Origin of the sequence: Chitinibacter bivalviorum, from assembly GCF_013403565.1 — a bacterium.
In the GTDB taxonomy this organism is placed as follows: Bacteria; Pseudomonadota; Gammaproteobacteria; order Burkholderiales; family Chitinibacteraceae; genus Chitinibacter; species Chitinibacter bivalviorum.
The window spans coordinates 2,038,612-2,051,067 of the sequence record NZ_CP058627.1; the positions used below are offsets into that span (position 1 = coordinate 2,038,612).

Consider the following 12,456-nt stretch of genomic DNA (forward strand, 5'->3'; position numbering starts at 1 on the left):
CAGCCGAATCAGCACAGCTTGATTCGGCTGGGGCTGCAAGCGTCTTTAGGCGGTTTTCAAGCTCGCCATACTGCGATCGAGCTGATTGGCCACATCCTGCAGTTGGCGCATATCGTTGGTGATGCTGTTACTGCCCTGCGAAGTTTGATTCAGCCCTTGCGCAATATCGCTGAGTTGCTGATTAATCGAGCTGGCCGAGCGACTTTGCTCTTCAACCGTCGTGGCAATCGCGTTCATTTTCTCCGACACCATTTCGCTGATGCCATGAATGCGATTTAAGGCCTCGGCCACAATTTCGCCATCTCGATTACACGCCGATAAATATTGGCCTGCGGCCTGCACCGCTTTCCCCGTTTGCTCGGTCGATTGGCGAGTACCTTCCAAAATCGCCGCAATGGTACGGGTCGAATCGCTGGTACTTTGCGCGAGTTTACGTACTTCATCGGCAACCACGGCAAAGCCACGACCATGCTCTCCGGCACGCGCCGCTTCAATGGCGGCATTGAGCGCCAATAGATTAGTCTGCTCGGCAATGTCTTTAATTGTGCCGCTGACCGAGACAATCTTGCCAAATGATGAGCCCAGCTCATTCATCGCATTTTCAACCGACGTAAAATGCACTGATAAAGCCTGCAAATTGATCACCGTGGTAGAGCCGGCTTGATCGGCCTCGCGGGTGGCCGCTTTGGCCTGACTTGCCGCAATCGATGCCGCTTGCGCCAGCTCGCCGACATAATGCACGGTGTCGGTCATTTCATGCGTGGCGTGACTAATCTCGCCTACCCGCGCAGATTGCTCAACCATATTGCGCGCCGCTTGATTGGCCAGATCAGTAATATGCACTGCGTCTTTACGTGTGTGTTGCGCTGCTGTTTTTGCCTGTGAGAGCACTTGCATTAACTTGAGCAAGAATTGATTCATCGCGCAGCCCAATTCGCCCAATTCATCCCGCCCCTCGGGCATACGCATCGTTAAATCACCCGCTTGCAGCCCCTGCGCAATCACCCCCATCTGCTGCAGGCTATTTTGCAGCCGACGCGCAAATAATTGCGAACACGCAATAATCAGTATGCCCGCCAGTACGATGGGAATCAGTACCCACCACAAAGTCATATTGACCCGATGCGCAAAGACCTGCTCCGCTTCACTGGCGCGCTGATCTTCCGCTTGAATCAATTGATCCAGATCGCCTAATAATGGCGATAAATCATTGCGATAAATTTGCTCTGGAATCGACAACGCGTCTTCTGGCGACGTTTCGGCGATCTTGGCGGCGCTGCGAAATTGCTGGAGATAATTTTGCCAGCGCTGACTCAATAATTGTTTGAATTGCTCTTGTTTCGGGCTGGGTAATTTAAGCGTATTGCTCGATTGCAGCACGGTTTGCTCATAGCGATCGAGCTGCGCCACGATATCGGGCTGCATGACATCTAGTCGCGATAAAGTCAGCATATTGACCTTGATCCGCACCAGCTCAACCGCCGTATGCCGCGCATCACTATATTGATCAAAGTCTTTTTTGAGTTGGTTTAAATTGATTGCAGCCAACACCACCGCGATGCCCAAGGCAAGGCCAGTGAGTAAGCTGCCCAGTTTGAGCTGGGCGGCAATTTTCATGCGAAAGCTACCTAAATTGGCGAAAGAAGCAAATCACTTTAGACATCAATTATGACAACTTCATGACTTGCTAATCTTGCCCTGACTAGCGTAGCTCCCCCAATGTACCCCCAATAGGTATCAACCCAAAATCATTACAAAATAAGTTATTGAAAGATATACCCATAAAAAATGGGTATTGCTTTTCCAGCAATACCCATTTGATCACGAGCCGAGTTGAGCGGCTGAAGAATTAACGCAAATTTTGCAGCGCAGCAATACGATCTTCCATCGCAGGGTGCGAGCTAAACAGGGATGACCAACCTGCTTTATCACTAATCCCCGATGCCGCCATATTGCTTGGCAAAGCGTTCGGTTGCATACCACCCAGACGGCGCAATGCATCAACCATCGGCGCGGTATCGCCCATTAATTGCGCAGCACCCGCATCAGCGCGGAACTCTCGTTGACGAGAGAAATACATCACGATCACGCTGGCTAAAATACCAAACACAATGTCACAGACGATGACCGTGATGTAGTAACCCATGCCGGGGCCTGATGATTCTTCATTGTCGCGTTTCAGGAATGAATCGACCAGATAGCCAACCACGCGAGCGAGGAAAAATACAAAGGTATTTACCACACCCTGAATCAGCGTCAACGTCACCATATCGCCGTTTTTAACGTGCGCGACTTCGTGTGCCAATACCGCTTCGATTTCACGATGCGTCATGCTATACAGCAGGCCAGTCGATACCGCTACCAGCGAATTATTTTTGCTTGGGCCAGTAGCAAAGGCATTGGGTTCGCCTTCGTAAATCGCCACCTCGGGCATCGCAATTTGTGCGCGTTGCGCAAGGCGAGCCACGGTATCAAACAACCATTGCTCATCCTGATTGCGGGGTTGCGCAATCACCTGCGCGCCCGTACTCCATTTCGCCATGGTTTTTGACATGGCCAGCGAAATAAATGCACCGCCAAAACCCATCACGGCGGCAAAGCCGAGCAACATCGGCAAATTAAGCCCGTTGGCGCTCATAAAGCGATTGAGCCCCAACACGCTGACAAAAATACCCAGCACCACCATGATGGCGATATTGGTCGCAATTAATAAAATCGTCCGTTTCACAGCTGCACTCCTTGGTTAATTCATCTTGTTATATAGATTCGCGCCATAAGGTGCTTTTACAACGGGCACACACGATACGGCGACGATAGTCTGTTGGCTTTAATAGACCCAAATCGAGGCGTTCAGTTCCGCCACATTGATAGCAAGCGACTTTTTTACCCAGAATCAATTCAGGATATTGCGCAATATAGTCTGCTTGAGTACGCAAACTATGCCAATGGTTTTGTGCCCACGGATTGTAAACCACAAAATAATAAAATACGGGAATCAAACTGATACCCAAAATACCTGCAATTTCGGCCCACATATTATTGATCCATCTCTCGCCATAAACGATTTTTACAAGCACGGCATATGATTTGCCTGCGCCAATCCGAATAGCCCAACAGACCGAGATCGAGCATCTGATCCGAGCCGCAATGGCAGCAAGTCAAATCTGCACCGTGGCAACATTGAGGGTGTTTGGCGCGATACTCTACCTGCGTGGGTAAAATTTCCCAGTGTTTTTGCGCACCTGGGTTGTAGCCCGCCACATACCAAATCACATAGGCCATCGCGGGCACCACGATAAAACCCGCCAAAATAGTTAAAAACATTGCAAGCTCCTAACGACCATCAAAACGCAAATGCATAAACCCACAGGGCTAAAAAGTCGGCAATCGCCAGCCATTTCAACCACTGCATTTTGTTCAGATGCAGTTGCAATTGCGCTGGGATACGCTCGGCGGCGAAATTGCAATCGCGAAACTCGACCACGTCGCTGATGTTTTTAATCACGTTCAACTGCGGCGCAAAGGTTTCAACCGGACGCTTGCCATCGACCATGAAAAAGTCTGGAAAGTGCTGGGCGATCAGAAATCGCGCACGGTTGGCTTGATCGACATACAAAGAAAATAACAAAAAAATACCGGCAAACAGTAGCAAGCCCATTTGTTTATCTCTCACGTTCTTTTGAATGTCTTTATCATAATCCGACTTTACAAGCGCCAACATCAGGCTTACATTGAGCAATCATCAGGTTTTTCCGAAAGATCATCATGCAAGCGCTGAACTATAAACATCTGCACTATTTTTGGGTCGTCGCCAAAGAAGGTGGCATTAGCGCTGCGGCGCGCAAGCTGGGGATGACGGCGCAAACGATCAGCGGGCAAGTCGGCTTGCTGGAGCAAGAAATCGGTCAAACACTGTTTAGCCAAGTAGGTCGCAAGCTCGAATTAACCGAAGCGGGTCGTACCATGCTCAATTATGCCGATCGGATTTTTCTGCTCGGTGAAGAGTTGCAGCAAGTGATGGAGCGCGGCAGTAATGTGCGCTCGCGGCTCAATATCGGCATTGTCGATGCGATCCCAAAATCAATTGCGCAGCAGCTCTTGATGCCCTTGTGCCAATCGACAGTCAAGTTGGTATGCGTTGATGGCGGCTTGGATGAACTGTGTGCCAAGCTCGCCCTACATCAACTCGATTTGGTACTGGCCGATCGCACCGTGGCCAATGCCGAATCACTGCGTTTGCAAAGCCATGCCTTGGTATATGCGCCGATTATGCTGCTGGGTACGCGCGATCTGGTGGCGCAATATCAGGATGAATTCCCCAACAATCTGAACGGCGCGCCGCTGCTGCTACCGACGCGCAATACGGCGTTAAGATTGCAACTGGATGTTTGGTTTGCCGAGCATCAGATTCAACCCGATATTGTTGGCGAATTTTCCGACAGCGCTTTGATGCATACCTTTGCTAAGACGGGTATTGGCTTCTACCCCAGCCCAGTCATCTCTTCCAAGCCGATACCCAGCAATGATTTAATTTCACTCGGGCATTTATCGGGCGTAGTCGCGCAATATCACGCCATCTTTAGCCCGAAAAAAATCCTGCACCCAGCGATAGCACAATTGCTCGATACCTAAGCATCAAACTCAATCGTGGCGTGGCGCGGCTCGCGCCTTGATTTCACTAGGCTTTCTAAGCCAGATGCTTGCTCAACAATTCTGAGTCTCGCCTAGCGTCTAGTCGCCATTTTTCGGTTACAATCGCCGTTTTCCCGAATACAGCAACAGGCAGGAGAGCAGCATGTCAATGGCGGATCGCGACGGCGTTATTTGGTACGACGGCAAACTGGTGGATTGGCGCGATGCGACGACCCACGTCCTCACGCATTCCTTGCATTACGGCATGGGCGTGTTTGAAGGTGTTCGTGCCTACGAAACGCCAAAAGGCACTGCGATCTTCCGCCTGCAAGATCACACCGAACGTCTGCTCAATTCAGCCAAAATTTTCCAAATGAACATTGGCTACAGCGCAGAAGAACTCAATGAAGCGCAAAAAACCGTGGTTCGTGAAAACAAACTGAAGTCTTGCTACCTGCGTCCATTGTCGTTCATCGGCAGCGAAAAACTCGGCATCGCCGCGACCAACAACACCATCCACACCATCGTGGCCGCATGGCCATGGGGCGCGTATCTGGGCGAAGATGGCCTGACCAAAGGCATCCGCGTTAAAACTTCGAGCTTCACGCGTCACCACGTAAATGTATCGATGGTGCGTGCCAAAGCCAGCGGCTACTACATCAACTCGATCATGGCACACCAAGAAGCAGCTGCCGATGGTTACGATGAAGCGCTGTTGCTCGACACCGACGGCTATGCGTCTGAAGGCGCGGGCGAGAACCTGTTTATCGTGAAAAAAGGCGTGATCTACACGCCAGACGTTGCATCTTGCTTGGACGGCATTACGCGTAATACGGTACTGACTTTGGCCGAAGAAGAAGGCTTTAAAGTCGTACAAAAACGCATCACGCGCGACGAAATTTACACTGCCGACGAAGCATTCTTCACTGGTACCGCCGCTGAAGTGACGCCAATTCGCGAGTTGGACAACCGCCCAATCGGTGCGGGTACCCGTGGCCCGGTGACCGAGCGTTTGCAAAAACGTTACTTCGACTGCGTGAAGGGGCTCGATCCGAAACACGAAGATTGGCTGACGTTGGTATAAAAACCGTAGGGTGGGTTAGCGCAGCGTAACCCACCGTGACTGATAACTGGTGGGTTACGCCTGCGGCTAACCCACCCTACGAGAATCAAAAGAGGACACTATGAGCCTGATCGAAAACACGCAAAAAGAAATCGAAGTGACCGCCCACGACGTGCCATTGCACTGTCCAATGCCGAATATGTTGAAATGGAATTCGCACCCACGCGTTTTCCTCGACATCGCGAAAACCGGCAAAGCGCAATGCCCATACTGCGGTACGCACTACAAGTTGAAAGAAGGCGAAGTGATTAAAGGTCACTAAGCCACCGCCAGACAGCGAAAGCGGCGCTCACGCAAGTGATCGCCGCTTTTCCCATTTGAAAAATGCGCGCCAATCCAAGGGCCATCGCAGATGTATCAGCTCTATTACTATCCCAACAATGCCAGTCTGGCACCGCATATGCTACTGGAAGAAATTGGCGCTCCGTTTAAATTGGAGTTGGTAGATCGCACACAGCAGGCTCACAAATCGGCGAATTACCTCAGGCTCAACCCCAGTGGTCGTATTCCAGTCTTGGTCGATGGCGATTTGGTCATCTTTGAAGCTGCGGCGATTTGCCTGTATCTAGCCGAGCAGCATCCGGAAGCCAATTTGCTTCCCGCCATCGGCACACCGCAACGTGCGCATACGCTGCAATGGTTGATGTATTTAACTAATACGCTGCAAACCGAACTGCTAACTTACTTTTACCCCGAGCGCTGGACGACTGATCAAGCCGCACTCGAACAAGTGAGAGTGAAAGCTGAAGAACGGATTGGTGAAATGCTGGATTTGCTGGGCGCCCAATTGGCCGACGGTAGAAGCTGGTTTATCGGTGAGCAATACACACTCGTTGACGCGTATTTAGGTATGCTATGCCGCTGGACGCGCAACTTAAATCGCCCAGCCCGAGACTTGCCGCAGCTCGCCCCTTACTTGCAACGCTTGCTGGCTCGCCCAGCGGTTCAACGCGCCCTCAAGAGTGAAGGCCTTACCGAACCTTGGGTGTAACGATGGTCAACTCACTGAGTAAAATGAAAAAAATATTGATTGTCGCCCCTGCCTGGGTTGGTGATGCGATTATGGCGCAGCCGATGTATGCGCGGTTGAAGCAACGCCACCCGCAAGCCCAGATTGATGTCCTCGCGCCGGCATGGACGCGGCCTTTGCACGCACGGATGGCCGAAATTGGCGAAGCGATCGACGCGCCTTTTGGCCATGGCGAGCTGAAATTGCGCGAACGCTGGAAGCTGGCGCGCGAATTGAAAGCACGGGGCTACGATCAAGTGATTGTACTGCCCAATTCAATCAAATCAGCGCTCGTGCCGATGCTGGCAGGCATTCCGACCCGCACCGGCTGGGTGGGTGAAATGCGCTACGGCTTGCTCAATGATATTCGTACGCTAGACCCGATTAAGTTGCCGAAAATGGTCCAGCGCTTTTACGTACTGGCCGATGAAAAAGACGCGCCACGTACAACGCCGATCCCCAATCCAGAACTCACCATCAATGCCAGCGATCGTGATGCTGCGCTACGCAAATTGGGGCTGACGACCGACAAGCCCATTATCGCGATTTGCCCCGGCGCCGAATATGGCCCGGCCAAACGCTGGCCTGCGGTGCACGCCGCAGCGCTGGCCACGCAATTGATCGCCGATGGTGCGCAAGTTTGGTTGTTTGGCTCAGGTAAAGACAGCGAAATTTGCGATGAAATCGTCCAACTTGCACCGCATGTGATCAATCTGGCGGGCAAAACCAGCCTGGCCGAAGCGATTGATTTGCTATCACTGGCGCACGTTGCCGTTTGCAATGACTCTGGCTTGATGCATGTGGCTGCCGCACTGGGCCGCCCGCTGGTTGCGGTGTTTGGCTCTAGCTCGCCAGGCTTTACGCCACCGCTAACCTTAAAGGCCAAGATTGTGACGCTGGATCTGGAATGCAGCCCGTGCTTCGAGCGCGTGTGCCCGCTGGGCCATATGGACTGCCTCAATAAACTGACGCCTGATCGTGTGATGAAGGCGCTAAAAGAATTAAACAAGGAATATTAAGCATGGAACACATCGACCTCGCTCCGATCGCCAAAGTGGCCGGCACCGTTGCCCTGCCCGGCTCAAAAAGTATTTCCAACCGCACCTTGCTGCTCGCAGCCTTGTGCGCAGGCCAAACCACCGTGCGCGGCCTGTTGGCATCGGACGATACCCAGCGCATGCTCGAAGCGCTCGACGCGCTGGGCGTAAAGGTCGAACAACTCCTCGATGAAAATGGCGCTGATTCACGCGATTTCATCGTGCATGGTTGCGCAGGGAACTTCCCAAATAAAAATGCCGATCTATTTCTTGGCAATGCGGGTACGGCATTCCGCCCACTGACTGCGGCGCTGGCTTTGTCGAACGGCAGCTATCATCTGCACGGCGTAGCCCGTATGCACGAACGCCCGATTGGCGATTTGGTCGATGCGCTGCGTCAAGCGGGCAGCCAGATTGATTACCTCGGTAATGAAGGCTTCCCACCCCTTCAAATTAAACCAAGCCTGATCAAACCGGGCGCTGCGGCAGCAGATCGCGTCCAAGTGAAAGGCAATGTCTCTAGCCAGTTTTTGACTGGCCTGTTGATGTCATTACCGCTGACCAATCGCGATATGACGGTCGAAGTCGTGGGCGAATTGATTTCGAAACCCTATATCGAAATCACGCTCAATCTGATGGCTAAATTTGGCCTGAAAGTTGAGAAAAAGAGCTGGAACGAGTTCTTTATTCCTGCTGGCCAAGTGTACCAATCGCCGGGCGAGATCTTTGTTGAAGGCGATGCATCCAGCGCGTCTTACTTCCTTGCCGCCGGTGCAATTGGCGGGGGCGATGCAGTGCGTGTAACGGGCGTCGGTAGTGAATCGATCCAAGGCGATAAACGCTTTGCTGAAACACTGGAACAAATGGGTGCGCAAATTACTTGGGGCCCAAACTGGATTGAAGCTGCGCCCCCTGCCGATGGCCAACTCAAAGCGATTGACGTTGATCTAAACCACATCCCCGACGCGGCGATGACGATTGCGATTGCTGCGCTCTTTGCCAAAGGCAAAACAACGATCCGCAATATCGAAAGCTGGCGCGTGAAAGAAACCGATCGCCTGTCGGCTATGGCGACTGAATTGCGCAAAGTCGGCGCGACGGTGGAAGAAGGTCAGGATTGGATTTCAGTCATTGCACCAGAAAGCCTCACGCCAAATGCCGAAATCGACACGTACGACGATCACCGCATGGCCATGTGCTTCTCATTGGTCGCGCTGGGCGGCGTGCCAGTACGGATTAATGATCCGAAATGCACGGCCAAAACCTTCCCGACTTACTTTGAAGAATTAGCGCGCATTACCCTCTAACCGTATCGCCCTGAAATCTATAATCAGAAAGGATTTCAGGGCAATACCCCCAAGCAGATCAAATTAAAGTTCGCTGTATGAGTCACCCCACTTGCGGCGTAAAGTTGCTCATTACGTAAATGCAAAGTGCAAGACATCTCGGGCTGCCGATTTAGCGACTTTGGGGTGCAGCATGGCGATACATTGAATCGATACATTAATAGTTAGTGCATCTTTAACTGCCAATTAAAAAGCCCTCGAATGAGGGCTTTTTTTTAACGCTTATTTTTTACTGCTTTTCTTCGTCGGCGTGGCTTTGGTGTTTTTGCTGCCCGCTTTGGCACTTGTCGTTTTCTTATTGCTGGGCGAGCTCACCGCCGGCTTTTTGTTGCTCGGTGTCTTAGTGCTGGTCTTGGTACTAGCTTTGGTACTAGCTTTGGTACTAGCCTTTGCGCTGGACTTAGGGCTGGCCTGATTACTTGTAACCTTTTTGCTTGATTTGCTGGTTTTAGCCTGAGCGGTTTTTTTGCTCTTGCTGCGCTGTGCGCTTGGCGCTTTAGCCTGTTTGCCCGATGATTTGACTTGCGGGCTGGCTACGACAACAGGGGCGGGTTTGGCACTAGGCGCTTTTTTGGCGATGGGTGGCGCGGCATCTGGGCTATCAAAAGGCAATGGCGCATCTTCAGCCCAGACCTTTCCCAATGTCAAAGCCAGACCACAAGCCACCAGTACCCATTTTTTCCATTGCATTTGCATACCACACCAACCTTATCAATATCGCTTCATCGACGACGCGTGCCATTATACCGAGGGTCAACGGCGGTTATTGTGTTAATTCGTACATTAGCAATTACTTAAAATCTTCAACAAAAACAGCGCCATAAAAGCCTCATGTCAGCATCATAAACATTGGCGTGAACTCCTTCACCATTCATCGCCTACCAAGCACAAAATACGTGTTTTCCCTAGGTTGAAAGGATTGACTCGACCTAGATCACTGGTACGATTGCAAATATTCTTTGATACCAATTCAAAGAATCAGTACGACCACTTTGCCCCATGACGGTCAGCAGCGGTCAACCATAAAAGCGCCTGCAGCATGGATGAGGAAGATGCTGCTCTCCGATTAGGAAAGGCCAAAATCCTCAGATGGAGCGGGACTTATTATGAATAAGAAATTTCAACTCTCGACCCTGATCGCTGCGCTGTGTTTGAGCGCAGGTGTATGGGCTGCTGACTGGGATGCAAAAACGGTATATACCAAAGATCAAACCGTAACGTATCAAGGTCAAACTTATAAAGCCAAATGGTGGACCACTGGTGAAGTACCTGGCGCCACCCAATGGGGTCCATGGGCCTTAGTTGCAAGTGGTGCAACACCTGCACCGGTTGTTACGGCAAAACCAACGACAGCGCCAACAGCCACACCAACGGTAGCTCCAACTGCCGTTCCTAGCGCCAAACCCACTGTAGCGCCTGTCGTCACCGCCACACCAACCGCCAAGCCCGTCGTGACCGCAACGCCCGTTGTCACTGCGAGCCCAACACCAAAACCAGTCGTGACAGCAACACCTACTGCGGTTCCAAGCGCAGCACCCACACCCACAGCAACGCCTGCTGGCGGCATTGGCTTGCCAAAATGTGAAGCCGCTTGGAATGCTGGCAGCTCGTATGCCGGCGGCGCGAAAGTAAGCTACAACGCAGTAAATTACACCGCTAAATGGTGGTCGAATGCCGGCTCTGAGCCAGGCAAAGCCGCCGAGTGGGCTGCTGCTGGCGCATGTAACAACGCCGGCCAAGCAACACCAACACCCGGTGGCGGCACAGGTGGTAGCACCGGTGGCTTGCCAACTAAAGCGGAAGCAGAAAGCTATGCAGCAACGCTGACCAATAGCGATATTTTCCGCAAAGTAAAAGCCTCAGTTCGTACTTTGCCCAATGCACAAGTTGAAGCGGTCACCCCAGGTTCGATGACCAATCCGAGCAACGTGAAACGCGTTGAAGGCATCGTGTCGAAAGCGAAATGGGATTACTACTTCGCCGTAGCGAACCCTAGCTACACTTACCCACGTTTCTTGCAAGCGGTCGCTAAATTCCCAGCCTTCTGTGGCGACTACACGGATGGCCGTAACGCGGATGAAATTTGCCGTCGTTCACTGTCGGCGATGTTTGCGCACTTTGCCCAAGAAACCGGCGGTCACAGCACCGTTGAATTCCCAGTGCCAGAATGGCGCCAAGCTTTAGTGTATGTCCGCGAAATGGGTTGCTCTGAAACTGGCACCGGTTGTGGCTACAACACTGAATGTACTGATCCCGTATTTAATAAAGTCTGGACTTGCGGCAAAGACGCAGCCGGCGGCTTTAAGAAATACTATGGTCGTGGCGCGAAACAATTGTCATACAACTACAACTACGGTCCATTTAGCCAAGCCATGTTTGATGGCGACCAGACTGTATTGTTGAATGATCCAGATCGCGTAGCGGAAAGCTGGTTGAATTTGGCCTCAGCCGTATTCTTCTTTGTTTACCCACAACCACCAAAACCATCAATGCTGCACGTTGTGGATGGCACTTGGGTTCCAAACGACTTTGATAAATCGCGTCAATTGGGTAACGACTTCCCAACTACGATTCAAATTATCAATGCCGAATGCCAAGACAGCCCAACTAAAGCTGCCGCACAAAACCGTCTGAACTACTACGCCGAGTTCGCCAAAGACTTGGGCTGGGATACCAGTAAAGAGTCTCTGAAATGTGCCGGCATGGGTCGCTTTGACGGTGGTTCATCAGCCGCATTCAACATTTACTGGGAAAAAGACTGGAAAGTGGGCGGCGATAACAAGTGTCAACTTGTGAGCTACCAGACGCCATACAATGCCCTGATCGATGGCCAATACAGCAAATGTGTAGAAGCAAACTGGGGTATTACTCTAAAATAATTACATAGCAAGGCATCTAGTTCGATACATCACCCATGTATCGAACCAGCCCAGCAAAAAAGGCTCGCATTATGCGAGCCTTTTTTATTGTCCACCTCAAAATCTGAAATAAACCCACCACATTCCATTCGCATACCTTACTCATTCCAATTTAATAAAATCGAAGTACACAGACAAAAACAATGCAGTTGGTCAGCAGATTACACGGCAATAGAAAGGTTACGTAATTGAAAAATAATCTTTTCAAAACAATGTGGTATTTAACTTGTAGTCATTGACAATACCACTACAAGTGATAGGATTGCCCGTAAGGTGAGCTTGTAAGCTCACAAATAATCGGCACAGACCGATGCTCGCATGACAAAACATAATCGCAGGTCGCTGTAACGAGGCCGCGGTACTGCGAACACTACACCGGTTTCAGCCTCGG

At 51.3% G+C, this 12,456-nt stretch carries 13 protein-coding genes; 7 read left to right on the forward strand and 6 right to left on the reverse strand.

Annotated elements, in window-relative coordinates:
• Window positions 1-45: 45 nt before the first annotated feature.
• The 5 genes from HQ393_RS09615 to HQ393_RS09635 form a co-directional block, all read right to left on the reverse strand.
• A complete protein-coding gene (locus HQ393_RS09615) occupies window positions 46-1,617 on the reverse strand; it encodes a methyl-accepting chemotaxis protein (protein ID WP_179355000.1) in 1,572 nt (523 codons plus the stop codon).
• Window positions 1,618-1,849: 232 nt separating this feature from the next.
• A complete protein-coding gene (gene htpX, locus HQ393_RS09620) occupies window positions 1,850-2,728 on the reverse strand; it encodes a protease HtpX (protein WP_179355001.1) in 879 nt (292 codons plus the stop codon).
• Between the two features lie 28 nt (window positions 2,729-2,756).
• Window positions 2,757-3,035 (reverse strand): hypothetical protein, encoded by a 279-nt coding sequence (locus tag HQ393_RS09625; protein WP_179355002.1) that lies wholly within the window; start codon window positions 3,033-3,035, stop codon window positions 2,757-2,759.
• A 1-nt stretch (window position 3,036) separates the two neighbouring features.
• A complete protein-coding gene (locus tag HQ393_RS09630; protein WP_179355003.1) occupies window positions 3,037-3,324 on the reverse strand; it encodes a hypothetical protein in 288 nt (95 codons plus the stop codon).
• Window positions 3,325-3,343: 19 nt separating this feature from the next.
• The gene (locus HQ393_RS09635; RefSeq protein ID WP_179355004.1) at window positions 3,344-3,721 is read right to left on the reverse strand and encodes a hypothetical protein; all 378 of its coding nucleotides are present in this window, start codon (window positions 3,719-3,721) and stop codon (window positions 3,344-3,346) included.
• A gap of 44 nt (window positions 3,722-3,765) precedes the next feature.
• Between HQ393_RS09635 and HQ393_RS09640 the strand changes: the two genes are divergently transcribed.
• The 6 genes from HQ393_RS09640 to aroA all read left to right on the forward strand — a co-directional run bounded on the left by HQ393_RS09640 (window position 3,766) and on the right by aroA (window position 9,108).
• The gene (locus tag HQ393_RS09640) at window positions 3,766-4,632 is read left to right on the forward strand and encodes a LysR family transcriptional regulator (RefSeq protein ID WP_179355005.1); all 867 of its coding nucleotides are present in this window, start codon (window positions 3,766-3,768) and stop codon (window positions 4,630-4,632) included.
• 163 nt (window positions 4,633-4,795) lie between these two features.
• Window positions 4,796-5,716: a branched-chain amino acid transaminase gene (locus tag HQ393_RS09645; RefSeq protein ID WP_179355006.1), complete on the forward strand. Its 921-nt coding sequence runs from the start codon at window positions 4,796-4,798 to the stop codon at window positions 5,714-5,716.
• 100 nt (window positions 5,717-5,816) lie between these two features.
• The gene (locus HQ393_RS09650; protein ID WP_179355007.1) at window positions 5,817-6,017 is read left to right on the forward strand and encodes a zinc-finger domain-containing protein; all 201 of its coding nucleotides are present in this window, start codon (window positions 5,817-5,819) and stop codon (window positions 6,015-6,017) included.
• Window positions 6,018-6,107: 90 nt separating this feature from the next.
• A complete protein-coding gene (locus HQ393_RS09655; RefSeq protein WP_179355008.1) occupies window positions 6,108-6,746 on the forward strand; it encodes a glutathione S-transferase family protein in 639 nt (212 codons plus the stop codon).
• Between the two features lie 23 nt (window positions 6,747-6,769).
• Window positions 6,770-7,783, forward strand: a complete 1,014-nt coding sequence (gene waaF, locus HQ393_RS09660) for a lipopolysaccharide heptosyltransferase II (protein ID WP_179355009.1) — start codon at window positions 6,770-6,772, stop codon at window positions 7,781-7,783.
• A 2-nt stretch (window positions 7,784-7,785) separates the two neighbouring features.
• Entirely contained in the window at window positions 7,786-9,108 is a 1,323-nt protein-coding gene (gene aroA, locus HQ393_RS09665; protein WP_179355010.1) for a 3-phosphoshikimate 1-carboxyvinyltransferase, read from the forward strand.
• A gap of 261 nt (window positions 9,109-9,369) precedes the next feature.
• Here aroA and HQ393_RS09670 read toward each other — a convergent pair whose 3' ends face one another.
• Window positions 9,370-9,843, reverse strand: a complete 474-nt coding sequence (locus HQ393_RS09670; protein ID WP_179355011.1) for a hypothetical protein — start codon at window positions 9,841-9,843, stop codon at window positions 9,370-9,372.
• Window positions 9,844-10,253: 410 nt separating this feature from the next.
• Here HQ393_RS09670 and HQ393_RS17910 point away from each other — a divergent pair, with 410 nt between their 5' ends.
• Window positions 10,254-12,026 carry a glycoside hydrolase family 19 protein gene (locus HQ393_RS17910; RefSeq protein WP_281361460.1) on the forward strand — a complete coding sequence of 591 codons (1,773 nt, stop codon included), beginning with the start codon at window positions 10,254-10,256 and terminating at the stop codon, window positions 12,024-12,026.
• Window positions 12,027-12,456 lie beyond the last annotated feature (430 nt).